22 protein-coding genes and 2 pseudogenes are annotated in these 23,382 nt (G+C 69.1%); 7 read left to right on the top strand and 17 right to left on the bottom strand.

Going from position 1 to position 23,382, the window contains the following annotated elements; all coding sequences use genetic code 11:
* Nucleotides 1-5: 5 nt before the first annotated feature.
* Complete coding sequence (locus tag CG740_RS31945) at nucleotides 6-701, bottom strand: demethylmenaquinone methyltransferase (RefSeq protein ID WP_100578780.1); 696 nt, start codon at nucleotides 699-701, stop codon at nucleotides 6-8.
* A gap of 126 nt (nucleotides 702-827) precedes the next feature.
* On the opposite strand from CG740_RS31945, the pseudogene CG740_RS41975 reads away from it, so the two are divergent.
* Nucleotides 828-1,894: pseudogene (locus CG740_RS41975) on the top strand (chitinase).
* 319 nt (nucleotides 1,895-2,213) lie between these two features.
* Here CG740_RS41975 and CG740_RS31935 read toward each other — a convergent pair.
* The 15 genes from CG740_RS31935 to CG740_RS31865 form a co-directional block, all read right to left on the bottom strand.
* A complete protein-coding gene (locus tag CG740_RS31935; protein WP_100578779.1) occupies nucleotides 2,214-2,849 on the bottom strand; it encodes an imidazolonepropionase-like domain-containing protein in 636 nt (211 codons plus the stop codon).
* A 15-nt stretch (nucleotides 2,850-2,864) separates the two neighbouring features.
* The gene (mqnC, locus tag CG740_RS31930) at nucleotides 2,865-4,064 is read right to left on the bottom strand and encodes a cyclic dehypoxanthinyl futalosine synthase (RefSeq protein ID WP_100578778.1); all 1,200 of its coding nucleotides are present in this window, start codon (nucleotides 4,062-4,064) and stop codon (nucleotides 2,865-2,867) included.
* 90 nt (nucleotides 4,065-4,154) lie between these two features.
* Nucleotides 4,155-4,895: a prepilin peptidase gene (locus tag CG740_RS31925; RefSeq protein ID WP_100578825.1), complete on the bottom strand. Its 741-nt coding sequence runs from the start codon at nucleotides 4,893-4,895 to the stop codon at nucleotides 4,155-4,157.
* A 16-nt stretch (nucleotides 4,896-4,911) separates the two neighbouring features.
* Complete coding sequence (locus CG740_RS31920) at nucleotides 4,912-7,872, bottom strand: BTAD domain-containing putative transcriptional regulator (RefSeq protein ID WP_100578777.1); 2,961 nt, start codon at nucleotides 7,870-7,872, stop codon at nucleotides 4,912-4,914.
* Nucleotides 7,873-7,961: 89 nt separating this feature from the next.
* Complete coding sequence (locus CG740_RS31915; protein WP_234376596.1) at nucleotides 7,962-8,993, bottom strand: hypothetical protein; 1,032 nt, start codon at nucleotides 8,991-8,993, stop codon at nucleotides 7,962-7,964.
* Nucleotides 8,990-9,643 carry a hypothetical protein gene (locus tag CG740_RS31910; protein ID WP_100578776.1) on the bottom strand — a complete coding sequence of 218 codons (654 nt, stop codon included), beginning with the start codon at nucleotides 9,641-9,643 and terminating at the stop codon, nucleotides 8,990-8,992. The genes CG740_RS31915 and CG740_RS31910 overlap by 4 nt, the downstream gene beginning before the upstream one ends.
* Before the next feature lie 38 nt (nucleotides 9,644-9,681).
* Nucleotides 9,682-10,167, bottom strand: a complete 486-nt coding sequence (locus CG740_RS31905) for a TadE/TadG family type IV pilus assembly protein (protein ID WP_100578775.1) — start codon at nucleotides 10,165-10,167, stop codon at nucleotides 9,682-9,684.
* Nucleotides 10,164-10,604, bottom strand: coding sequence for a TadE/TadG family type IV pilus assembly protein (locus tag CG740_RS31900; RefSeq protein ID WP_384500215.1), 441 nt, complete (start codon nucleotides 10,602-10,604; stop codon nucleotides 10,164-10,166). The genes CG740_RS31905 and CG740_RS31900 overlap by 4 nt, the downstream gene beginning before the upstream one ends.
* Before the next feature lie 62 nt (nucleotides 10,605-10,666).
* The gene (locus tag CG740_RS31895) at nucleotides 10,667-11,047 is read right to left on the bottom strand and encodes a TadE family protein (RefSeq protein ID WP_100578823.1); all 381 of its coding nucleotides are present in this window, start codon (nucleotides 11,045-11,047) and stop codon (nucleotides 10,667-10,669) included.
* An 80-nt stretch (nucleotides 11,048-11,127) separates the two neighbouring features.
* Nucleotides 11,128-11,382 carry a hypothetical protein gene (locus tag CG740_RS31890; protein ID WP_100578773.1) on the bottom strand — a complete coding sequence of 85 codons (255 nt, stop codon included), beginning with the start codon at nucleotides 11,380-11,382 and terminating at the stop codon, nucleotides 11,128-11,130.
* A 37-nt stretch (nucleotides 11,383-11,419) separates the two neighbouring features.
* Nucleotides 11,420-12,346 carry a type II secretion system F family protein gene (locus tag CG740_RS31885; protein ID WP_100578772.1) on the bottom strand — a complete coding sequence of 309 codons (927 nt, stop codon included), beginning with the start codon at nucleotides 12,344-12,346 and terminating at the stop codon, nucleotides 11,420-11,422.
* On the bottom strand, nucleotides 12,343-13,308 hold the full coding sequence (locus CG740_RS31880; RefSeq protein ID WP_234376594.1) for a type II secretion system F family protein: 966 nt from the start codon (nucleotides 13,306-13,308) through the stop codon (nucleotides 12,343-12,345). Before CG740_RS31880 ends, CG740_RS31885 begins: the two co-directional genes overlap by 4 nt.
* A gap of 28 nt (nucleotides 13,309-13,336) precedes the next feature.
* A complete protein-coding gene (locus CG740_RS31875) occupies nucleotides 13,337-14,644 on the bottom strand; it encodes a CpaF family protein (RefSeq protein ID WP_100578770.1) in 1,308 nt (435 codons plus the stop codon).
* Entirely contained in the window at nucleotides 14,641-15,459 is an 819-nt protein-coding gene (locus tag CG740_RS31870) for a hypothetical protein (protein WP_100578769.1), read from the bottom strand. Before CG740_RS31870 ends, CG740_RS31875 begins: the two co-directional genes overlap by 4 nt.
* 48 nt (nucleotides 15,460-15,507) lie before the next feature.
* Nucleotides 15,508-16,251 carry a hypothetical protein gene (locus CG740_RS31865; protein ID WP_100578768.1) on the bottom strand — a complete coding sequence of 248 codons (744 nt, stop codon included), beginning with the start codon at nucleotides 16,249-16,251 and terminating at the stop codon, nucleotides 15,508-15,510.
* 747 nt (nucleotides 16,252-16,998) lie between these two features.
* On the opposite strand from CG740_RS31865, the gene CG740_RS31860 reads away from it, so the two are divergent.
* The 6 genes from CG740_RS31860 to CG740_RS31835 all read left to right on the top strand — a co-directional run bounded on the left by CG740_RS31860 (nucleotide 16,999) and on the right by CG740_RS31835 (nucleotide 22,666).
* The gene (locus CG740_RS31860) at nucleotides 16,999-17,664 is read left to right on the top strand and encodes a hypothetical protein (RefSeq protein WP_100578767.1); all 666 of its coding nucleotides are present in this window, start codon (nucleotides 16,999-17,001) and stop codon (nucleotides 17,662-17,664) included.
* Complete coding sequence (locus CG740_RS31855) at nucleotides 17,652-18,686, top strand: hypothetical protein (RefSeq protein WP_234376593.1); 1,035 nt, start codon at nucleotides 17,652-17,654, stop codon at nucleotides 18,684-18,686. The genes CG740_RS31860 and CG740_RS31855 overlap by 13 nt, the downstream gene beginning before the upstream one ends.
* Nucleotides 18,687-18,749: 63 nt before the next feature.
* On the top strand, nucleotides 18,750-19,295 hold the full coding sequence (locus CG740_RS39915) for a hypothetical protein (protein ID WP_159030444.1): 546 nt from the start codon (nucleotides 18,750-18,752) through the stop codon (nucleotides 19,293-19,295).
* A 483-nt stretch (nucleotides 19,296-19,778) separates the two neighbouring features.
* Nucleotides 19,779-21,857: an alpha/beta hydrolase gene (locus CG740_RS31845; protein WP_159030443.1), complete on the top strand. Its 2,079-nt coding sequence runs from the start codon at nucleotides 19,779-19,781 to the stop codon at nucleotides 21,855-21,857.
* A 31-nt stretch (nucleotides 21,858-21,888) separates the two neighbouring features.
* A complete protein-coding gene (locus tag CG740_RS31840) occupies nucleotides 21,889-22,239 on the top strand; it encodes a hypothetical protein (RefSeq protein WP_100578763.1) in 351 nt (116 codons plus the stop codon).
* An 85-nt stretch (nucleotides 22,240-22,324) separates the two neighbouring features.
* Nucleotides 22,325-22,666, top strand: a complete 342-nt coding sequence (locus tag CG740_RS31835; protein WP_100578762.1) for a hypothetical protein — start codon at nucleotides 22,325-22,327, stop codon at nucleotides 22,664-22,666.
* A gap of 308 nt (nucleotides 22,667-22,974) precedes the next feature.
* Here CG740_RS31835 and CG740_RS41970 read toward each other — a convergent pair.
* Nucleotides 22,975-23,103: pseudogene (locus CG740_RS41970) on the bottom strand (type II secretion system F family protein); the annotation flags it as partial.
* Between the last annotated feature and the right edge of the window lie 279 nt (nucleotides 23,104-23,382).

The raw sequence follows: 23,382 nt of genomic DNA, 5'->3' as shown, positions 1-23,382 counted from the left end.
CCCGGCTAGGCCGCCTTGAAGCCCCGGTGCAGGGCGACGACCCCGCCCGTCAGGTTGCGCCAGGCCACCTTGGACCAGCCCGCACCCTGGAGCCGCGCGGCGAGCGCGTCCTGGGCGGGCCAGGCCCGGATGGACTCCGCGAGGTACACGTACGCCTCCGGGTTCGACGACACCGCCGTCGCCACCGGCGGCAGCGCCCGCATCAAGTACTCCGTGTACACCGTCCGGAACGGCTTCCACGTCGGCTGCGAGAACTCGCAGATCACCACGCGCCCGCCCGGCTTGGTGACCCGGTACATCTCGCGCAGCGCGGCGTCCGTGTCCTGCACGTTGCGCAGCCCGAACGAGATCGTCACCGCGTCGAAGGTGTCGTCGCGGAACGGCAGCTTCGTCGCGTCGCCCGCCGTGAACGGCATGTGGGGCTGGCGCTCCTTGCCGACCTTCAGCATCCCGATCGAGAAGTCGCACGGCACCGTGTACGCCCCGGCCGCGGCGAAGGGCCGCGAGGACGTGGCCGTGCCGGCCGCGAGGTCGAGCACCTTCTGCGCGGGGCGCGCGTCGACCGCCTTCGCGACCTCCTTGCGCCAGAGCCGGGCCTGGCCGAGGGAGAGCACGTCGTTGGTGAGGTCGTAGTGGGCCGCGACGTCGTCGAACATCGAGGCGACTTCGTGCGGCTGCTTGTCCAGGGATGCGCGGGTCACGCCGCCCATTCAAGCAGTACGCGGGCCGCCACCGGGTGCCCGGGCCCCGGCGGCACAGGGGGGCCACGTACATTCGCCCTTCTGTGCCACGGGGGCGCGGGGATCACGAGAGCGGGTGCACACGACATGCGGAGATTCCTCGGAGTGCCGGTCGCGGGGGCCGGCGTCCTGGCCGCGCTGATGTGCGCGGGGTGCTCCTCGACGCCGGACCCCGCGGCCGCCCCGGAGCAGCTGCCCGCCGCCCCGGGTTCGCTGACGGACACGTACTCCCCCTACGTGAGCGCCACCACCGCCGCCCCGACCGACTCCGTCGGCGACCCCGCCGTCTACAACCTGTCCTTCGCCGTCGCCCACGGCAGCACCTGCCGGGCGGTGTGGGACGACGACACCGCGATCGCGGACAGTGACGTCAAGGACCGGGCGGCCGCGCTGAAGAGGTCGGGCGCCGCGGTGCGGGTGTCGTTCGGCGGGCAGGCCGGCAGGGAACTCGCGCTCACCTGCCGCACCCCGGCCCAACTGGCCGCTGCCTACGGCTCGGCCCTCGACGCGGCCGGCGCCACCGAGGCGGACTTCGACATCGAGGGCGCGGCCCTCACCGACCGGGCCGCGCTCACCCGGCGCGCCGAGGCGATAGCCCTGCTCCAGAAGCAGCGCGCCGGGCTGAAGGTGACCTTCACCCTCGCGGCGATGCCGACGGGGCTCACGCCCCAGGGGACGGCGCTGCTCAAGTCGGCCGAGGCCACGGCGTACGGATCTCGACGGTCAACGTCATGACGATGAACTACGGCACGTCGTTCGGCGGGGACATGGGCGACTACGCGGTACGGGCGGCCACCGCCGCGCAAGGTCAGCTCAAGCAGGTCCTGGGGCTCTCCGACCGCGCGGCCTGGCAGGGGCTCGGGGTCACCGCGATGATCGGCGTCAACGACGTGAAGGGCGAGACGTTCACGCTGGCCGACGCGGCGAAGGTGCGGGAGTTCGCCCGGGGCAAGGGTGTGGGGCGGCTCTCGATGTGGGTGACGTATCGCGACCAGCAGTGCGGGAGCGGGGTCAACTCGGCTGTGGCGCAGGCGAGTTGCAGCGGGGTGGTCCAGCGGCCCGGCGCGTTCGCGAGGGCGCTGTCCCAGCGGGGTGGGGCGGCCGGGGCTCCGCCCCGGACCCCGGGAGATGGCCCCTCCCCGCCCCTTCCCTAAACCCTCCGGGGGTGAAGCGCCCCTGGGGGCTCCGCCCCCAGACCCCCGTTCGCGCCTGAAAGGCGCTCGTCCTCAAACGCCGGACGGGCTGACTATGCCCCCGCACCGGTACCACCAGGGGCACGAGGCTGCGACATTCGCGTAGCTCCGCCACGGCGGGCGCGACCAACAGGCTCCGGGTCACCTACAGGGGCGCGGGGAACTGCGCGACCAGCCATCCACGGCTCGCGGACGAAATCGGGTTTGAGGGGCGCGGGGAACTGCGCAAAAAGGCGGACCAGGCACGCAGACCAGGCCCCGAGCGGAGCTGAGCGCGGAGCTAGGCGCGGCGGTGCCGCAGCCGCCCGCCGATGACGGTGGCGATACACGTCCCGGCCCCCCGCGCGGCGAGCGCGGCCGCGTCCGGTGCGGCGAAGACGGCGAAGCGGGCGGGGCCGTCCACCGCCAGCGGGGCCCGGAACGCGTCGGCGGGCGCGGTGCCGGCGAACGGATCCAGGGTGGCCGGGCCCTCCGCGTCGGGCATCGGGACGACCTCAAGTCCCGCTCGGTGCACGGCGGTTCGCACCGCGGGGGTGGTGAGCCGGGCCGCCACCGCCACCACACCGCGCGCCAGCAGCTTCTGGGTGCAGCGGCGTGCGCTGTTGCCCCGGCGGGACTCGTTCGGCGCCAGCCGCGCGAGGGCGGCCCCGGTGATCGGCTCGCCGCCCAGCTCGCCGAGCTCGAAGGGGTCGTCCGGGAAGTAGGTGTGCTCAAGGAGCGCCGTGCCGTGCCGGTTGAGCAGGCCGGGCGTGAGCACGCCGGGCCAGCGGCGGACCCGGGCGGCGGGGTGGCCGGCCGCCACGTCCTCGTACGGCCCGAGCGCGGCGATCCGGTCACCGTCGACGAGGACAGCGCCGCCCGGGACCGGCGCGCGGTCCCCGGGCAGCAGCAGCTCGGCGGCGTGGATCGTCAACACCTCAGGACCACAGCCTCAGTTGGAGGCGAGGAGCTTGAGCTCCGGGTGGGCGGTGCCGCCCTCGATCGCGGTCGAGGAGATGTGCGACTGGACGCGGGTGTCGACCGGGTCGTTCGCCGGGTCCTCGTGCACGACGAGGTGCTCGTAGGTGGTGGCGCGCTGCGCGGGCACCCGGTCCGCCTTGCGGATCATGTCGATCATCTCGATGAGGTTGGAGCGGTGCTTGGCACCGGCCGACGAGACGACGTTCTCCTCCAGCATCACCGAGCCGAGGTCGTCGGCGCCGTAGTGCAGCGAGAGCTGGCCGACCTCCTTGCCGGTGGTGAGCCAGGAGCCCTGGATGTGGGCGACGTTGTCGAAGAAGAGCCGCGCGATGGCGATCATGCGCAGGTACTCGAACAGGGTCGCCTGCGTGCGGCCCTTGAGGTGGTTGTTCTCGGGCTGGTAGGTGTACGGGATGAAGGCGCGGAAGCCGCCCGTACGGTCCTGCACGTCACGGATCATGCGCAGGTGCTCGATGCGCTCGGCGTTGGTCTCGCCGGTGCCCATGAGCATGGTGGAGGTCGACTCGACACCCAGTCCGTGCGCGGTCTCCATGATCTCCAGCCAGCGCTCGCCGGACTCCTTGAGCGGCGCGATCGCCTTGCGCGGCCGCTCGGGCAGCAGCTCGGCGCCGGCCCCGGCGAACGAGTCGAGCCCGGCGGCGTGGATGCGGCTGATGGCCTCCTCCACGCTCACCTTGGAGATGCGTGCCATGTGCTCGACCTCGGAGGCGCCGAGGGAGTGGATGACCAGCTGCGGGTAGGCCTTCTTGATCGCCGAGAAGTGCTCTTCGTAGTACTCCACGCCGAAGTCCGGGTGGTGACCGCCCTGGAACATGATCTGGGTGCCGCCGAGCTCGATCGTCTCCGCGCAGCGGCGCAGGATGTCGTCGAGGTCGCGGGTCCAGCCCTTGGCGGTGTCCTTGGGAGCGGCGTAGAACGCGCAGAACTTGCACGCCGTCACGCAGACGTTCGTGTAGTTGATGTTCCGCTCGATGATGTACGTCGCGATGTGCTCGGTACCGGCGTACCGGCGGCGGCGCACGGCGTCGGCGGCGGCGCCGAGCGCGTGCAGCGGCGCGGACCGGTAGAGGTCGAGCGCTTCCTCCGGGGTGATCCGCCCACCCTCGGCGGCACGGTCGAGAACGGACTGGAGATCGGCCTTCTCAGTCACCGGGGGGCCCTTTCAAGGGGGTACGGGCGGACCGATCCAGCGTACGCCAGCGGCCCTGCCCCGCTGCTCGGGGGCCGTGCCGCCCCGGGCTCACCCGACGGCCCCGCCGAGCAGCAGCGCCGCGAAGGCCCCGGCGATCAGGAACGGGCCGAGGGGGAACGCGGTCTTGCGGCTCGCCCGGCGGAACACGACGAGCCCCACCCCGTACACCGCGCCGAGCAGCAGCCCGAGCAGCGCCCCGGCCAGGAGGACCGGCCAGCCGTACCAGCCGAGGGCGACGCCGAGCCCGAGCGCGAGCTTCACGTCGCCGAAGCCCAGGCCGGCCGGATTGACCAGGAAGAGCACCAGGTAGCCACCGCCGAGCACGAGCCCGCCGAGCAGCGCGGTGGGCCAGGATCCGGCATGCCCGGGCAGCAGCGCGGCGAGCCCGAGCAGCGCGGCGGCCGCCCCGGCGAACGGGAGGGTGAGCGCGTCGGGCAGCCGGCGGACGGCCAGGTCGACGAGGCAGAGCAGCACCGCGAGGGGGGCGAGCAGCAGCCAGACCGCGAGTTCCGGGTGGGCCCCGGTGGCGGCGGCGAGCGCGGCACAGACGACCGCGGTCACCAGGGCGATGCTGACGGCTCGTCCGTGGCCCCCGCCCTCGTCGCAGTCCCGGCACCGGCCCGATCCGGCCCACCCGCCGATCGGATGCCCGGCCGGGCAGGCATCCCGCCAGGGCTCACCGGGTTCGACGGAGAGCCGGTAGCGCGGCCGGGCCAGCAGGAATCCCGCGCCCGCGCCCCATGCGGCGGCCACGAGGGTCAGCGTCAGGTGCACCGGGACAGTGTTCACCGGATCAGGGTGCCCGTCAGCCCGCCGGCACGGCGGCGGGGCCCGCCCCACCGCGCCAGGTCGGCAGGAGCTCGTCGAGCAGGGCGACGGTGCGCGGAGGCAGGCCGCGCGGCCCGCTGCGGGTGCCGAGCTCGCCGATCAGCGCGAGCAGGCCCTCCCGGTCGCCGGTGTCGTGGGTGGCCCGCAGCAGTTCGTTCCACAGCCGCTCGTCCGAGGGCGAGCTGGCCATCGCGGTGCGGAGCGCCCCGATGGCCTTCTGCGGCCGCTCCCGCTCCCGGTGGTGGGCGCAGAGCGCGAGGGCCACGTCCGCTACCAGGAGCGGGAGTTGGGTGTCGATGATCTCGTGCCCGAGCCAGCCGTAGCGCCCCTCGGGGCGGTCGGAGAGAAGCGGGCCGCGCACCAGGCCGAGGGCGTCGGTGAGCAGCCGCTCGCGTACCGAGGCGCGGCGGGTGCCGGAGCCCTCGGTCGCCTCGTAGTGCAGCGAGCGCAGCACATCGAGGTCGGACACGACCGACCGGGCGAGGGTGAGCCGCCCGGCGGCGTCCGTTCGCAGCCGGGGCAAGCCGTCCTCGTCGGTGCCGAGCCACTCCCTGAGTCGGCCGATCAGCGCCTCGCGCACCTCGTCGGTCACCCCGCGCGGCCACATCGCGGACGCGAGGACCAGCGGGTGGACGCCTTCGCGGTGCAGGAGCAGCAGGGCGAGCGCCTCGTGGAGGAGCGCGCTGCGGTCGTCGTCGGGTGTCGGTAGCCCGATGATCTCGTACGTTCCGACCAGCCGGGCGTACACCGCGGGGCGGCCCTGTTCGGTGATGTCCACCAGGAAGGCGTGCGGGGCGGGCGCCGGGTCGTCGCCGTCCGGGCCCGGCATCGCGTCGGCCGAGGCGAAGAGCCGTACGACCGCGTCGTGCACCGCGGCGGGCAGGAGTTGGGCGGTGAGCTCCAGGCCGAGCAGCGGGGCGGTGAGGCGGCCCGCCTCGGTGACCTCCAAGTCCCATGAGGCGCGCAGGTGTTGGGCACCCCCATCGACCCCGATGAGACAGCCGATGCCCAACTTGCCCGCGCCTGCCGTCAGTTCGGCGAGAGCGGCCGCCTCGGCATCGGTCGGCGTGCCGGCGATCATCACGAGATGCGGTGCCCAGCGGGTGTGCTCCGCGGGACCGGTGCGCCCGGTGAGGACGGAGTCGTGACCCGCCGCGCCCAGGGCGGCCCGCCGCCGCTGGATCTCCGCGCCGAGGTCCTCCAGGAGCACCTGGACGGAGTCGAGGTGGCGCAGCCGGGTCGGGGCGAGGGCGCCCAGCTCCCGGCCGAAGCCCACGACGGTGACGGTCATCCGGTCGGACCAGCCGTTGGTGGCGAGTTCGGCGGCGACCGAGGAGAGCACGGCGGCACGGGCCCCGTCGGGGCCACTGAGCGAGACCAGCCCGGGCGCGGCTTCGAGGTTCAGCAGGAGCCGCGCGCCGTCCAGTGTGCCGAGGCTGACCAGACCCGGGTAGGGGGCCGCCACCTCGGCGAGGTCGGGCCGCGCGCCCACGGGCGCGGCCGCGCGCTCCAGGCGCCACAGATTCGCGTCCGAGCCCTGCTGCCAGGGGGTGGGCGGCGGGCCGGCGGGCTGGGCCAGCTGGAGGTGCAGATCGGTGTCCGTGAACCAGGCGGCGTAGACGACGGGCAGTGGCCGGTTCGCCTCGCCGAGCGCGGCGGACAGGCCCCGCAGAGCCTGGTCGAGGAACCGTACGGCCTGCGGGTCGGCGCCGATCAGCAGGGCGTCGTGGACATCGGCGTCGGCGCCGGTGGGCACCGGCGGTTCCATTCCGCGTCGCCCCGCGACCGCCGTCATCGCGGACTGCCACAGCGCCAGCCGGCGGCGCCGGCCGAGCGCGCCGAGGATGCCGGCGGCGAGCAGCGGTGCCCCGATGAGCGCCTCGGACAGCCCGAACCCGCTCTCGGACGAGGCCGGTGTGGCGGTCTCCTGGGCCTGTTCCCGCTGCTGCGCGGGCCCGGCCGGGGTCCGCTGCTCCGGCGCGGAGCCGGTGTCCGCTCCCCCGGGTCGTGCCCCGGCCCCCTGCTGGGCGGGCTGGGCGTGATCGCCGGACTTGGCGTACTCGGCGATCTGCTGCTGCACCTTGGGCGGGGCCTCGGGCGCCTGCTGTGCCATCTCGACCAGGTCCCCGCCGTGGGCGTCGGCCGGCATCTCCATGATCCAGCCGGGCCGGATCAGGCTCGCCTCGGACAGCTTGGAGCCGTCCGGCTGCACCCGGTCCTTGTTGAGCTGATAGATCTCGTGGTAGCGCCGCCCGTCTCCGAGATGCCGTTCGGCGACCTCCCACAGCGAGTCGTGGTGCCGGCCCTCGGGTGGCTGGATCCGGTAGAACTTGGTGGCTCCCGACCCCGCTTCCGAGCCGCCCTGCTCCTCCGCCGCGTGATGTGCCTGTGCCGCCGCCTGTCGCTGCATCGCCTCGGCCACCGTGGCCGCCTGCTGCTGGCCCGGCAGTTGCTGGGCCGTCGCGACGGTCGGCCGATGGGTGTTCTCGACGGCCGGGCCGTGCTGTCCAAGACCCGGCGCGAAACTGGCGGCGGTGGCGGTGATGAGCAGTACGGCCGCGATCAGCTGGCGCGCGAGCAGCTGGCTCGGCCCGGCGCCGGGCACCCGCGAGGGCAGCCCGACTCCGGACACGGCGGCCTTGACCTCCACGAGCACACAAGCCGTGAACTGGGCCCAGGCCAGCCACACGACCAGCGTGAGGATCTTCACGAACACGTTCACGGAGATCTGCTGCTGCACCATGTCGAGCGACGGCATCCGGTGCGGCAGCGGCCAGCCCGCGAACGAGGCGAGCGCCGCGGGCACCCCCACCACGAGCCCGAGCAGCGCGACGAACGCGAGGAACGCCTTGGCGAAGTCGCCGGGCGTACGACGCCGCGGCAACGGCTGCGGCGTCCGATTTGCCGGACCCGTCGCGCGGGTGGGTGTGCGAGCCATGGGGGTTTTCCTGGGGTGAGGTAAGCGACCCGTCGGGCCGCGCCGGGGGCGGGGGTTGGGGGCCTTGGCCGCCAACACCCTTGGACCGGCTAGCGGTTGATGGACTGGATTTCCTGGACGGTGACGGTCTGGGGCGGGGTGGTGTAGATGCTGTCGGGCAGGTTGTCGCCACCACCTGTCGTGGCCGTCCAGCTGATCTTCCACGTAACGCTGGCCTTCAGGCCGTACGTTCCGGCCCGCTGATACGTGACGCCGCACGATGGCGTCTGCCCAGCCATACCGGCCACGAATTCATTGCCGATGCTGCCGTCGGCGTTGATCGAACAGGTTCCCGATGCCGGGAACAGCGTGGCGTCCGATGTTCCGGGGGCGAGGTGCAGGGCGACGGGCGTGGCGGTCGCAGTAGCGGTGATGCCTGCCACCGAGGCGGAGGCGTGCTTTTCCTTGAAGCCCTTGCTTGGCGTCCAGACCCATGTCGGCAGGTTCACGGTCGAAGTCGTGCTCGGCGCCATGGCGATTTCGGTGGGCGTCAGATCCACAGTGCCCGCCGCAGCCTCGCCGAGGACCCTCGGGCTCACTGCCAGTGGCTCCTTCGGGGTTTGCCCGTTGTCCACCCAGAAGGGCGGCTTGTCGCACAAGTTCGCCTCGGGGTCGTCCTCGCGGTCGGGGTTCTTCACCGCCGCCCAGAACATCCCCTTGCCTTCCTGGTCCAGGTTGTAGTCCTTGTACCCGCCGTCCTTCGGGTCTCCGGTCTTGTACTTGCTGTCGTACAGGTTGCCAATGAGGTCACCGATACCGAAGATCTTGATGTCACGCCAGTCCTTGACCATGGCCTCCATCTCCTTCGGCGAGTACGTGGGCTCGTACCAGCAGGCGGGCGGAGTCCAGTTGCCATCGACCGACTTCAGGTCGGCAGTCGACTGCGCACCCTTGCGCTTCGTGTCACCGGAGTAGCGCACCTTGGAGACCCCTACGGTCACCTGCTTGCCGTTCGTCGCAGCGTTCGCGGCACCCTGTCCGCTGGCCCCCGGCACCGAGACCGTCGCCTGAGCCGGGACGGCCTGAAGCGCGACGGCGGCTCCAACGGCGACCGTGACCGTGACGCCCTTCCAGTTCCTCACCGCTGGCATTTCTTGTCCCCCCGCACCGAAGAGAGCTTCGTGGCCTGCCATACGCCCTTGTCGCTCTTCCGCAGCACCAGGGCGTACGAGATGTACGAATCACTGTTGGCCGGCGTGACGTTGACCTTGCCCGTTTTCCGGTCCTTGGTGAATCCCTTGGTCTCGTCACCGCAGTACGTGAGTGTCGCCGCGCCATCCTGCCGGACGGAGACCTGCCGATCGAAGTAGCGGATCGTCCCGGTGATGGAGACGCCCTGCTTGGTGACCGCGGCGATCCACTGAAGGGCGCCCACCAAGGCGTCGTCCTTGGCGTAGAACGCCACCTTGGTCGCCTTGCCGTCTTGGTCGGCGATCGCTTCATCGACGGCGCGTACATACTCCGCGTTGTCCCTGAGCACCGCGTCCTTGACGGGATCGCCGGTCGTCTCCGGGTCGAAGGACAGCGTCTCCCCCGCCGGCAGCGTCACCTTCGGCCGGTTCGCCCGGTCGGCCGGAGTCGCCGAGGCCGACGCGGACGGCGTCGCCGAACCGGTGGTGTCCGCCCCCGGGACCGTCTTCGCCCCCGCGCCCTGGGAACCCCCACCGCACCCGGTCAGCAGAAGCGCGGCCGCCAGGGCAGCCGCGGCCGTCGTGGCCTTGTGGTTACGCATCGGGGGTCCTACCTCCATGAGAGAAAACAAAAGTCACCTCAGCCCACCTCGTTCTTCGCCACGGACCGGCCGTGCACCACGACCTCCCCGCCGTAGAAGAACCCGGTGAACACCGGCTTGTACGTCAACTGGATCTCGACCTCGACCTGTTGGGCATCGCCCCCCACGCAGTGGGAGGCCGCGATGTCGGGGCCGGAGAGGCCGGACGCCCGGGCGAAGGCCTTCACGCGGGCGCCGCAGTTCTCGTAGCGGATGGGCGCCCCCGCACCGGAGCCGTCGTACAGGGCTTCCTTGTCGATGTCCTGCGCCGCGTAGCGCGCGGCCTGTTCGGCGATGTCCGCCGCGCGTTCACGCTTGGAGATGGACAGGCCGCCGTCGATGACGAACGCCGCGAGGCCGAGGAAGAGCAGGGCGAAGACGATGACCGCCGCCGCGCCGGAACCCCGGTCGTCGAGGCGGGCGCGCCGCACCCGGAGCCAGGCGTAGGCGGGGTGGAGCACGGCCCGGTGCCGCGGCGCGCTCATGCGGTCTTCCTCTTGAACGGGTCGAGCGGCGAGGTCGAGGTACCGGTCAGCGTCGTGGGAACGTCCAGGCCCAGCATCGCGAGGCCCCTGATGCGGCAGCTGACCTCCACCGTGAAGAACTCCGCGTCGGTCCAGCCCGCGCTGGTCTGGCGTACGGTCACCGGCCCCGAGCAGACGTCCGCCAGGTCGGCCTGCGCGGCGGCCTTCGCCTCGGACAGGGCGGTGCCCAGGTCCTTCTGGATGGAGCCGGCCCGTGCCGCGTCCCGCGCCGCACCGTCCACCGCGCCACGCCCGTCGACGAGTTGCCCGAACGCCACCAGGACCAGGATGAACAGGATCATCACCGGCGCCAGGATGACCACCTCGATGGTGGAGAGGCCCCGGTCGGAGGCGGCCGTCACCCGGCGTCGCAGGGCACGGGCGAGCCCGGACGCCACGGTGCGTACCGAAGCGGGGGTGCGTACCGAAGCCACGACGCGTCCCCGCCGCGTGCCGCCCATCAGTTCGCCCCCTCGCGTACGAATCGTTCGACCGGCCCCTGCGAGCGCGCGTGAACGGTGAGGTGCAGACCGGGGAAGACCGTCGGCACCTTGGCCTTGATCTCCACACCCACCGTGTTCTGCTCGGGTTGGATCGCCTGGACGTCGGGGCCGAGGACGAGCTTCGGGCCGAGCTGCTCGATGTAGCTGGACGCCTGGTCGCGGGCCTCGCCACGCCAGGTACCGGGCTGCTCGTCGGCCATGGCCCGCGCCTTGCGGGCGCCCGCCTGGGCGGCGGCCTGCGCGACGTGGTCCGCGAAGAAGTACAGGCCGAACTGCACGGTCGCGAAGATCATGAAGAAGAGCACCGGGGTCAGCAGCACGAACTCGATCGCGGTCATGCCGGAGTCGCCGCGGGCGGAGGCTGCCTCCACCCGGCGGCGCACCAGGGCCCGGAGTCTGTCGCGCAAGGGAACGGCGCTCAGCAGGTCTTGTCGGCGCTCGCGCCCTTGATGCAGTCGCTGACCTTGGTGGCGCCGTCCTTGAGGGCCAGGTTGATGACCCCGGCGACCACACCGACGATCGCCACGACGACCGCGGAGATGATGACCCACTCGACCGCGGACGCGCCGCGGTCGAGCTCCCCGGAGCGGGCGCGCTGGACGCGGCCCTTCAGGAAGGTGACCAGGAGGTCGACGGCCGGGTGGCTGACCTTGGGGAACTGCGGGCGGTTCATGGTGTTCGTTTCCTCTCGACAGAAGTGGGGGGCGCGCTCAGACCTGGAAGACGCGCATCGCGGCGGGAAAGATCAGGAAGACCAGGAAGCCCGCGCAGAGCAGGAGCTGGGCGACGAGCATCGACTGGGACTTCTCACCCGCCGCACCCTCGATCTCGGCCATCTCCCGATGCCGCATCGTTTCGGCTCGGGACGCGAGGGACTCCCGTACCTTCGCTCCGTCGTCCGCCACCAGGGCGAGCGAGGAGGACAGGTCCTTCAGTTCCTCGACGCCGAGTTCCTCGCCGAGCCGGCCGAGCGCCAGCCACTGGCTGGTGCCGGTGATCCGGGCGTCCGCGAGGGTGTTGCGCAGTCTGCGCAGCGCCCAGCCGTCGCTGACCTCGGCAGCCGCCATCAGCGCCTCGGGCAGTCCTCGGCCGCCGGCCAGGTTCATGGCCACCAGGTCGAGGTAGGCCCCGATGACCCGGCGCAGATCACGGCGCTTGTCCGCGGCGTCCCGACGGATTTCGAGGTCCGGCAGGAAGAAGAAGACCGCCCCGCACAGCAGCGCCAGCCAGACCGGGACGATCGGGCTGCGGGCGAAGCCGAGCGTCGCGACGATCACGAAGACCAGCGGGCCGAAGACGAGCCCCGCCATGCCGAGCAGCACCTTGGTCGCCAGGAACCGTTCCCAGCCCCGCTCCAGGACCGCGAGGTCGGCGCGGATCGAGCGCTGCTCCCAGCCCTGCTTGAGGTACAGCTCGGCGACTCTCGCGCCGATGCCCGAGCGCAGCCCGGAGAGGCGCCCGGAGCCCGATGCCTCGGACTGCGGGGTGTAGCCGCCGCCGGCCGAGCGCATCGCGTCGATCCGTGCGACCTGCGACACCGCGGAGCGCTTGGTCCGCGTCAGCGCCCTGATCAGGACGTAGATGCCGAGGCCGAGGACCGCGCCGATCAGCACCGGCCCGGTGATGGTGTCGGTCACCGCACTCCCTCCCCAGCGGTAACAGGACGCTGTCCGCCCGCGTCCCGGTTCCCGGCCGCACCCCCGGCCGCGTCGGGGCGCACGAAGCGGGCATCGGGCTCGTGCCGGACCAGGAAGCGGTCCGGGGTCTCGATCACGGAGAGCTTGCGCAGCCACCAGAAACCGAGCGCGAACAGACCGCACACACCCGCAAGCACGAGCTGGCCGATCGTCGAGTTGTACGGCTCCACGAAGTCGCGGTTGAAGACGGCGAGGCCAAGCACGAACGCGATCGAAACGCCGACCACGATCTGCACACTGCGCCGCGTGGAGGAGCGCTGGGCCATCACCCGGTGACGCATGTCGATCTCCTCGCGCGCCGACTTGGCGAGCGCACCGAGTACCTGGCGCAGCCCGGGACCGCGCAGCCGGGCGTTGAGGATCAGTGCCGCCACGATGATGTCGGCCGACGCGTCGTCGATCTCGTCGGCGAGCAGCTGAAGCGCATCGGGCAGCGGCGTCCGCGCCCGCAAGCGGTCGACCAGCGCGTCGAGATGGGGCCGCAGCGCGGGAGCCGCGGCACGCGCCGAGGCGGGGATGGCCTGTTCGAGGCCGACCGCGCCCGCGATGGTGTCACGCAGCGACTCGGTCCACGCGGCGAGCGCCTCGACCCGCTTCATCGCGGCCTTCTCCTGCGCGGCGCCGCCGAAGAGCTTGTCCCAGAAGAAGACGAGCAGGCCGGTGGCGATGCCGGCCACCGTCCACCGGGTGAGCAGCAGCACGAGCAGGCCGACGCCGACCGCGATCGAGCCGCGTTTGCCCACGAACTGAAAGAACTCACCGGCGCGTTCGCCCCGGCTGCTGCGGTCGGCCGACTTCGGCTCGACACCGCGGATCGCGACGACGAGCAGGGCGAGCCCACCGCCGACCGCGAGTCCCGCCGCGAGCGCGTACAGGGTCTGGGCCTCGAAGAGACCTCCCATGGAGGGAATGCTGTTCATACGGCCCCGCTCACCCCCAGGCCCCGGAGGGCCGGTAGCCGTGCACGGCGAGATCCTCGATGCAGCTGACGGGGGCGTGCGGAACGACCCGCCCGTCCGGCGTCTCGGCGAAGACCTCGCTGGACAGGACGCGCCCGTCGCAGCCGTTCACCTCGCGCACCGAGGTGACCATGCGCTGCAACCGGCCGCCGCTCTCGTAGTTGTTGCGCCGCTCCACGAAGACGACGAAGTTGACGGCTCCCGCGATCAGCATCTGGCTGGCCTCGATGGGCAGCCGCTCGGTCGCCTGGAGGGCGTACGTCGAGATGCGGTTGAAGACCTCGGCGGAGCTGTTGGCGTGGATCGTGGAGAGCGAGCCGTCGTTGCCCTGCGACATTGCGTTGAGCATGGTGACGATCTCGTCGCCGAGCACCTCGCCGACGATGACCCGGGAGGGGTTCATACGCAGCGACCGCCGCACCAGGTCCGCCATCGGGATCATGCCGAGACCCTCGGAGTTGGGCAGTCGCTCCTCGAACGCCACGACGTTGGGGTGGAGTTCGGGGAACTGGTCGAGACCGAGCTCCAGGGCCCGCTCGACCGTGATCAGGCGCTCCTGGATCGGGATCTCATTGGCGAGCGCCCGCAGCAGCGTGGTCTTTCCGGCGTTGGTCGCGCCCGCGATCATGATGTTCTTGCGGGCTCGCACCGCGCAGGCCAGGAAGTGCGCCAACTCCGGCGTGACGGTGCCGTTTCCGACCAGGTCCGCCATGAAGACCTTGCCCATGCGGGCCCGGCGGATGGACAGCGCGGGCCGCCGTGCGACCTCCATGACGGCGGACAGACGCGAGCCGTCGGGCAGTCGCAGGTCGAGCTGCGGATTGGCGGAGTCGAAGGGCCGCGAGGAGAGGCCGGAGTAGGCACCGAGCACCTGAATGAGCTCGATGAGCTCCTCGTCCGTCTCGGCGACGGGATCGGCCCGTACCTCGCGGCCGTCCGCGTACCCGACGAAGACCTGGTCGCAGCCGTTGATGTCGATGTTCTCGACCTCGGGGTCGTCGAGGAGCGGCTGGAGCCGGCCGACACCGAACAGGGCCGCGTGCACGGCGGCCGCGTACTGCTCCTCGGTCTCCGCGTCGAGCGGAGTACGCCCGGAGTTGATCTCCGTACGGGCGTACTCCTCCAGTATCTGGGCGATGACGGCACGGGCGTACTGGCGCTCGTCCTCGCCCGACATCGCCGCCACACCGCGCGCCTGGTCGACGCGCCGCTGCTCGGCGATCCCGTCACCGGCCTCCTGGCGGAACCGCTTGACGAGAGCGTGGTCCACTGCGCTCATCGGCCGACCCCGGCTCCGGCCCATGCGGCGCCGAACTGCTGGTACAGGTCGGCCGAGACCTTGCGGGCGCTGCGGATGAGCAGTGACTTGTCGAGCCGGCCGCGGCCCCGTCCGGACAGCAGGGCCGCACCCGAGGGGTCGTGCGCGAGGGTGCCCACTACGCGGGCCCCGGTCTGCCCGGCCACCAGCATGTCGTTGACCTGGTGGGCGAGCTTGGCGGAGGCACCGGCCTCGGCGACCAGGACCACGCCGATGAAGGGGGTGGCGAGGGCGTTGCCGCGCGGGGCGCCGTGGAGTTGTGCGGTGAGCGTCGCGGCCCGGTCGCGCACCCGGGCCAGGTGCTCGGGTTCGGTGCGCGAGACGAGCAGCGCGAGGGCCGCGTGCGGCAGCAGGTCGAGGGCGGGTGAACCGCCGCTGATGCGGCCGATGTCGGCGATCACGTCGGCGGGGGCGTGCGGCGACTCGCCGAGCGAGGCGAAGGCCCGGCCGAGCGTCGGCCAGCTGCCGGCCAGGCCGGCGGCCTGCTCGGCGGCGCCGAGCCCCACGAGCAGGTCGAGGCCGCCCGCCATCGGCTGGGCGTGGTCCCAGAGCTGGTCGGCGGCGAGACCGCGGCGGGCGGCCGCGGCCAGCGAGAGCAGCCCCGTGTTCGGGTTGAGGGGACCGCCGTTGGTGGCCGTGCAGCGGTACACCAGGTCCCCGCCGGCCGGGTCCGTCTCGGCGAGCAGCGCGCGGCGCGGCCATACGGCGGCCAGGGCCAGGGCCGCGGTGGTGACACCGGGGGACCCCTTGTCGGAGGCGAGTGCGATGAGCGCCATGTCTTCTGGGTCTTCTGTCTCTTCTACGTCGCCGGGTCGCCGTGCGACTCAGCCGTTGCCCGGGGCGACCCGCACGACGGCGACTTCACCGGCGGACGCGGCCTGGGTGAGCGCGGCCGCGTCGGCGGTGCTGACGGTGAGGGTGACGGCGAGGTTGCCGCTGCCGAAGGACTTGTCCTGGGCACCGGTGTCACTGACGACGGCACGCTGAACCAGCGGCGCACCGCCGCCCGTCGACCCGGAGCTTCCGCTCCCGCTGGACCCGCTCCCCTTGCCGCTGCCGCTGCTGCTGCCGCCGGCACTGGACCCGACCCGGTAGACGGCGACCGTCTCGCCGGCCTTGAGGCTGCTGGGGTACTGGCCTTCCTTGAGCGAGACGCCGACGGAGGCCTTGCCGGCCTGGATGCCGCCGTCCTCGGCGAACATCTCGCCGACGAGGACGGACCCCGCGTACAGGTTGGACTTGGCCCGCAACTTGCGCAGTGCTTCCCGCTCGTCGGGGTGGATGTAGTGGGTCTTGTCGTCCGCGGCCACCATCACCGTGGTGAGGTCGCCGTCCTGGACGGCGTGCCCGGCGGCGACATCGCCCTTGAGCTTGTACACCTCGACCCGGTTACCCGCCCGCAGTACGAGCACGGTCGCCCCGAGGGCGCCGATCAGGATGAGCAGGACGGCAAGGGCAGCAAGAGCCGGCTTGCGCTCCCGAGGCGGCGCCGGAAGCCGCTCACCAAGTGGCTGCCCGGGCACCGAGCCCCGGTGGGTCCCGGCCCCGCCGCGCTCCTGGACCTTCACGTCGCTTCTCCCCGTGGTAATTCTTTTGCGACCGCGTCTGGTTGTACAACGCAGAACCAATACCGGCGCACACCTGAAAATCAAGTCACTTCAAGCAGCGGCGACTTGCACTTGATTCGCCAGCCGTGGCTTGCCAGAGGCCTTGCGCGAGGCCGTCGGAACGCTGTCAGATCATGTGATCTGACCGTAGCAGCAGCCCATAAGCGCCCTCAAGGCGAGTTAAAGATCGCGAACACCACTCGCCCCATCAGTTCCGCCACGAACTCGACACAAACCACGCACAATGGCGCCGCTCCCGTCCACCTTCGCCGCGTTTCCGTTATCACTGTGCAATCCGCAGCGTACGGACAACCGGACATACCAGGTCATCACCAGCCCTCCACTCGCGCAGGACTACTCAGGACGGCACGCTCGCCGTACGCACGGATCGTCATGCGGGCGGAACCCGGCAACACCAGCCCGAGCGACCACTCCTCGCCCGAACCGACCTCGCCCCAGCATCATCGCCATCATCTCCAGGCCCGTCCTGAGTACCCGTACTCATTTGGAACCAGGCCCCACACAGGACACTGGAATTCAGCGCGAACGACGCCTTCCGGAAGGGGAGATCGTGCAGGCGCACCTCCCAGGTCCATACCGATGAGTCCCCTATGCCCCACCCTGTCGCGAACTTTGCCCTAGCGAAACCGACTCACCCTCGATAACTTCCACTGACTCGCGACCACACCTGTCCCACCGGGAGCACCCTTGAACCGCCGCATCCTGCCGCCGGCCGCAACCGCACTCGCCGCGACAGCCGCGCTCGTACTGACCGCGTGCAGTAGCAATGACGCCAAGTCTCAGAGTTCGGACAAGATCGCAGGAGCCAACCAGAACAGCGGCTCGTCGGCGACTCCGAGGGCATTGGCCTCAGCGTCGGCGCCCTCGACGGACCGGCCGAAGATCGAGCTTCCCTCGGACCTGTCCTACACCTTCGACTGGCCCAAGAACGGCGACACGGCGCAGAGCGCCGTCCTCTCCGATGCCGAGCAGTTCATCAAAGCCATCGACTACGCCATCGTCAAACAGGACCCTCTCCAGGAGGCGTACCGCTTCTATTCGGAAGGAGAGTTGGCCGCCTCAACTCAGGCGTACGTCCAGGAGTACGTCAAGGCCAAGTCGCGCGTCACCGGCTCTTCCCGCTACTACAACGCGACCCCGCTGGTCAGCGACCACGGAACGGCTTCCCTGTCCTACTGCCAGGACCAGAGCAAGGCCTACGACATGGCCATCCTGACGGGCAAGGTCGACAAGACGCCCGCCACCAAGAACAGTTACGTGCTCTACAACACCGCACTCCGCAAGAACGACCGAGGCATCTGGATCACCACCAAGATGCTCTCCACCAGGGGGAGTTCGAAGTGCCAGCCTTGATGTCGCGCAGCTTCGCGGTGGTCGGCACCGCCGTTGTGGCATCGCTACTGCTCTTGGGCGACCCGGCAGCCGCGGACAACAGAATCGGCGGCGGTGCCAAGGGTGCCACCCCGACGGGTGGCAGCTCCACTTCCGACGGGACCCTCTCCGCCACCGCGGGCGGCGTGGTCTACGACCGCTCCAAAAACGGCACCGGCAACTCCACCGGCCCCGTCACCGCAGTCGGCAACTGGACGCCCCCCGCCTGCTGGTACGCACCCAAATACTCCCCCGCACAGTTCAAGGCATACGTAGAGCCGATCTGGAACGCCGAGTCCACCGGCTACGAGTGGGACAACCAGCAGCGGGACAAATACGTCAACGGAAAGCCATACACCAACTTCAACCTGGACAAGGCCGACAAGGGCTACTGGTGGGACTCCTACGTCAACCCGAGCTACCCGCCCGGCTGGGACACCTGCAACAAGCCCTACTTCTGGGTCGACAAGGGCGCACCCCCGCCCGCCGACGCACCCGAGGCCATCACGCCCGAGGTACTCGCCAAGCTGGCATACGCGGAAATCCGCGTGCCATCCACCAAGGTCACCCTCAAACCCGACGGCACCACAAAGGTGAACCTGCCGACCTGGGCCTGGCTGGACAAGACCGACTTCCACCCCGTCTCGGTCACCGCATCCGTCCCGGTCCTCAACATCTCGGCAACCACCACCGCCACCCCGATCTCCCTCAAACTCGAACCCGGCACCGGCGACGCCACCGTCTTCCCCGCGACCGGGGAGTGCCCGATCAACGCCGACGGCTCCATCGGCACCCCGTACGAGGCGGGCAACGCCGACAAGACCCCGCCCTGCGGCGTGACCTACCTCCGCGCCACCAGCACCACCCCCTACACCCTCAAAGCCACGGTCACCTGGAAGATCCACTGGACCGGCACCGGCACCCCCGGCGGCAACCTGCCAGACGGCACATTCGGACAAGACCAGCAAGTCACCGTCCAGGAAATCCAAGCAATCAACCGCTGAGCCCCCAGCCGATCCCACAGCAAGCTTCCACCACGCTTCCACCACGAGACAGAGGACGATTACATGGCCACCGCGGGCCTCCGGAAGATCTCCACGGCCGTATTGATCGTGCTTGTCGCATGCGGTTGCTCAATGAGTTCAAGCAAGAAGAGTGAAAGCGGCCCCACATACCAGCAGGCCATGGAAGCTCTGTATCCGGACGTGCTGAGCGCCATGCGGGCCACGATGCCAGGTGTTCGACCCGACGAGTATTCGGGTGGCACGGAAAACTGCGGCGGGTCCGAGTGGCTCGACAGCAAGGACGCCAGCAAGCGCACCATATCGTCATACATCTCGCTGCCGGGCGCCCCCTCGGACAAGCGGACGCCTGCCTCTCTGGTCGATGGCGTGCTACAGCAACTCCGTGTTCACGGCTGGACGGAGGACACCCATCGACCATCAAATGTCCCAGGCAACGAAGTTACCAAATATGCGAAAAAACAAGGCGGAAACGGCATCGTGGTCATATCTGCCTCTCCGTTCAAAACGGCCTCGGGAGACAGGATTCAGACACTCGTTGCCCAGGTGGTGACGGACTGTCTACGAAATCCGGACTACAACAAGAGTTGACCGAGGGACGACCCGGCTCCGATACGGACGAGACAGCAGCCGTGGCGACTCATCTACGCCCCTTCCCGTCCCCTTCAGGGTCCTTCCGATTCGCTGCCTCCCCCTCGATCGCATCGGCCATGATGGCCAACTTCGACTTGCGTCCAGAAAGTTCGCTGCGGATTCGTTCTGCATTCGGCCCGGCCCAACGCTCTTCCGTCGGCACGTTCCGGTCTGATGCGAGGGCAATGGGCTCGTCGAGCAACCTTCGGATGTCGTCGGCCAATTTTCTCAGATCGCCAGCTTCGCGTGATGTCATACTCGCTACCCCGTCTCACAAGATCATCTGATCAACCGTGTACCGCAATCGTCTCTCAGGCGCTACGGTACTCGATCATGGGTTTAGTTTTCGCGGATCCGAACATGCTGGAGCGCTTGGCGAGATCATTCGATGACAGGGCGGGAGCGATACCACAACTAAAGAGTCGAGCCACGGCCCTGAACGTGGGCAGTGACGTGTCTCAATTGCCCATGATTGCACGCTGGCTTGAGGATGAAGCGCGTGATCTACGACGCCGGGCAGGGATCCTCCGGACACCTTCGGAATCTCCCTTTGCCTCGCTCAGTAAGTTCGGCCTGCCCACTCCGACAGCTACGGAAGCCGACGCCGGAAAGAAACTGGACGCCGGCCTCAGGGCCATCTTGGCGACCCACAAGAACGGAACCCCGCAGGAACAGGCTGCAGCCGTCAAAGAATACTTCGCCTCCCTATCCCCCACACAGCAGGCAGTCGTCGCAGCAGCAGACCCGTCGTTCGTAGGAAATTTGGAGGGGGTCCCCCCGAAAGTCCGCTTCGCGGCAAACCGAATATCCATACAGAAGGAATTCGATGAGGAAAATTCCTACTTCCAAGGTCTAGCCACCAATGATCCCGCCTACAAGCGCACCAAGGCTCGGATCGAAACCCTCCGGAGTTTTCTCAACCCCCGCCTCAAGAAGACAAGTGACGGGAACGGCAGAATAGTGGACGTAGAAGCCACGAGACAGTTCCTGATATTCGATGCACACTTCGGCTCGACCGGCGACCCGAAAGCATCCCCCTTCCCGGACGGCAGGGTAGCGGAGGTCGTGGGCGACCTGGAAAAGGCCGAGCATGTCGCCTTCCGGGTACCTGGCATCCTCAACCGCCTGGACAATTTCAACGATTTTTCCAAAGGTGGATACAACCTGATCCAGGATGCCAAGAGGGTTGAGCAGCCGGATACCGCGGTCGTGAGTTGGCTCGGGTACGACACTCCGGAGGTCGGCGATTCCGTCGACCCGACCAAGGCGATCTTGGGCGGATATCAGCTCAATGCATTCCGCCAGGGAATATCCGTGAACCTGCGCCAGGACGCGAAAACCTCCTTATTTGCGCACAGCTACGGAACTCTGGTGACCAGTAAGGCCCTTCAAAGCGGCCTCACGAATATTGACAACGTCACTTTCATGGGTAGCCCCGGCCTTGGACCAAACATTCACTCGGTCGCCGACTTTCATATGCCGAACACCAACTTCTTCGCGATGCGGGCAGTCGGAGATCCGGTCTCCTACACGCAAGGGCACGGCGATGACCCGGCCGACTTCCCCGACATCAAACGGCTGGGAACCGACGGCGCCACGGGGCACTCGGATTACTACAAGGTCGGCACGGGATCCTTGGCGAACATGCAGCAGATATTGTTCGGCGACACGAAAAAGCTTACCTTTACAAACACAACTCTCGACCAGGAAAAGGTGGGCGCCGCCGAAGTCCGTGAACTGGTGATGTTCCTGCATGAGCGCGTGGATCCGGAAGTCGTCAACAAGATGGGGGCAGACCTGGACCCCATCGTTCAAGGGATCCTCAACGGCAGAAGCTCACTCAAAGACGTCATTTTGCCGATCCACTCCGTACTCAACAAGTACAACATGCTGGACAGGGTCAAGCCGGATGAATTGTTTGGCGAGGTTCAGAAACTGGCCGGAAACCTCGCGTACAAACAGACGTACAAGGCGGCAAAGGACCGAGGGGCACCGGACTTCGTTGCCAAGATCGCCGCCAATACGGCAGCGACGAGCTCCCGAGGTCTGCTCACTGTGGTGACGTGGCCCGTCGTCAAGGTCCTTGAGTTTGACCGGCTGCGGAATAACACGCGTCAACTCGTCGACGGACTCAGGTCGGACGGCAGGAAGATGCTGGGGGACGGCCAAGAAATGACCTCCGAAGTCGCGCAAGATGGCCGCCGGATCGTCTCGGACGGAACACAAATGGGGGGCACTCTCTTCAAGGACGGCGGCAATATTGCGCTGGGCATCGGCGACACCTTCGTCCATCCCGGCCACGTCATCGACAATACGGCCGGCGCCCTGAAGTCGATGGATCATGCCAAGAGCCAATTCCTAAGCAAGGGGGGCGATGCCGTCGCTGCCTTCAACCGCGCTACGAATACCGTGGTCGACAAGAGTGGAAGCATCATCCACACAGGTAGGGACATGGGCAGCAAAGCCCTGCACAAGGGGACAGACGTAATCGATTCGGCGTTGAACTTCGTCGGGTTCTAAGCTGTCGCAATCACCACTGGAGGGAAGCAGCATGGGGCACGGGCCGAACCAGGCGCGGGTGCGCTTCGTCGACGAGATCACAGCAGTCGTGCGGGCGACACTGAGAGACGCAACCGTGATGGACCTGCCGTCGTCCATCGCCAAGGAGGCCGTCGCCATCACCGCCTTCGACGAGTCGGAGACGCGACAGACGCAGGAGTTGATCGACGCGCTGATCGACGCGCTGAGCGCCGGCGGCTGGTCGGTTGACGCCCGCGGGCGTCGTGAGACCGAGCCGTCCCTGTACGCGGCCAAGCTCGATGTCGGCGGTGGCTCGTTCGCCGTGCAGTCCCCTGCCATCTCCTTCAACGGGTTGGTGGACGGTGCTGAGCGCTTCGGTTGAGCCGCAAAGGGCCACAACGACCTGAGCACCCCGAGAGACGACGAGTGAGTCTCCCCAGAACACTACGAGGGACAAGGAAGACGGTATGGCAGGCATTACGGCGTCCTCCCCCGAGGAAGCTCGTCAGCAGGTTTCCGCCCAGATCCGTGACGCGATCAAAGAGGCTACCCCGCACGCTGTTTACCCGGACGACGAGTTCGAAGGGCGTTCCGTGCGGGTCGCCGGATGGGACCCGGAGGAGACGCAGTCCAACGAGGCGCTGCTCCAGCGCAGCACTGCGCGGCTGGCGGCCCGCGGGTGGCAGGTTTTCCCCGAGGCCACTGATAGCGAAGACCGCTCGGCACTGCTGTTCAAGGACGGCCTCGCCAACGGGCGTCTATACGCTGCCAATCAGTCCCTGACGTTCGTCGGTGACCTGGAGGCTTGATGCGCTCCTCGGACGGCGCAGGCCGCGGTGGCGTGAGCCGGCTCCTGGCGGTGCGCCGACCGGGATCAATGGCGCACGTCGACGCGAAGAAGCTTGCGACACCGCCGATCGCATGATCCGCGTCGGTGCCCTGATCAGGAGACGAATGCCGAGGCCGAGGACCGCACCGCTCAGCACCGGCACGGTGGTGGTGTCGGTCATCGCGCTCCCGCCCCAGCGGTAACCCGTGCGAGCCAGCACGAAGCCACGGTTGGAGACGGCAAGACCAAGAACGAACCCGATCGACACACCGACCACGATCTGGACACCGCGCTGTGCTGAAGCGCCTCGGGCAGCGGCGTCCGCGCCCGCAAGCGGTCGACCAACGCGTCGAGATGGGGCCGCAGCGCGGGAGCCGCGGTACGGGCCGAGGCAAGTATGGCCTGTTCGAGGCTGCGTTCCGCGGCCCTTTGGCACTGCCTCATAAATCGCGGTGACTGACCCCCCGAGATCCGCCGCTCAGTGCGTTTGCAAACAGCTGCCGCGGCCAGCGGGGAAGGCCAGAGCACACCAAGGACGTCATTGCCTATCCCGGCGTCCGGAGAGTCCACCAACGCGGACGACTCCATCGGCTCAACGTACATCCAGGCAAAGCCAACCGACGCAATCCCTCAATCACCTACAGGCCACGGGATTTCCGGACTTTACGGGCGGCGAGCAACTGCGGCATGGTCAAA

Origin of the sequence: Streptomyces sp. CB01201, from assembly GCF_002803085.1 — a bacterium.
GTDB classification, from domain to species: Bacteria; Actinomycetota; Actinomycetes; order Streptomycetales; family Streptomycetaceae; genus Streptomyces; species Streptomyces hundungensis.
Note: the sequence above shows the minus strand (reverse complement) of the source record. Positions and strands in the feature narration are given on the sequence as shown.

Excerpts from the sequence above, each read along its gene's own strand:
- CG740_RS31920 (WP_100578777.1), bottom strand. The coding sequence starts at position 7,872 with ATGGCTCGCACACCCACCCGCGCGACGGGTCCGGCAAATCGGACGCCG.
- CG740_RS31910 (WP_100578776.1), bottom strand. The coding sequence starts at position 9,643 with ATGCGTAACCACAAGGCCACGACGGCCGCGGCTGCCCTGGCGGCCGCG.
- CG740_RS31905 (WP_100578775.1), bottom strand. The coding sequence starts at position 10,167 with ATGAGCGCGCCGCGGCACCGGGCCGTGCTCCACCCCGCCTACGCCTGG.
- CG740_RS31895 (WP_100578823.1), bottom strand. The coding sequence starts at position 11,047 with ATGACCGCGATCGAGTTCGTGCTGCTGACCCCGGTGCTCTTCTTCATG.
- CG740_RS31890 (WP_100578773.1), bottom strand. The coding sequence starts at position 11,382 with ATGAACCGCCCGCAGTTCCCCAAGGTCAGCCACCCGGCCGTCGACCTC.
- CG740_RS31880 (WP_234376594.1), bottom strand. The coding sequence starts at position 13,308 with ATGGGAGGTCTCTTCGAGGCCCAGACCCTGTACGCGCTCGCGGCGGGA.
- CG740_RS31875 (WP_100578770.1), bottom strand. The coding sequence starts at position 14,644 with ATGAGCGCAGTGGACCACGCTCTCGTCAAGCGGTTCCGCCAGGAGGCC.
- CG740_RS31870 (WP_100578769.1), bottom strand. The coding sequence starts at position 15,459 with ATGGCGCTCATCGCACTCGCCTCCGACAAGGGGTCCCCCGGTGTCACC.
- CG740_RS39915 (WP_159030444.1), top strand. The coding sequence starts at position 18,750 with ATGGCCACCGCGGGCCTCCGGAAGATCTCCACGGCCGTATTGATCGTG.
- CG740_RS31840 (WP_100578763.1), top strand. The coding sequence starts at position 21,889 with ATGGGGCACGGGCCGAACCAGGCGCGGGTGCGCTTCGTCGACGAGATC.
- CG740_RS31835 (WP_100578762.1), top strand. The coding sequence starts at position 22,325 with ATGGCAGGCATTACGGCGTCCTCCCCCGAGGAAGCTCGTCAGCAGGTT.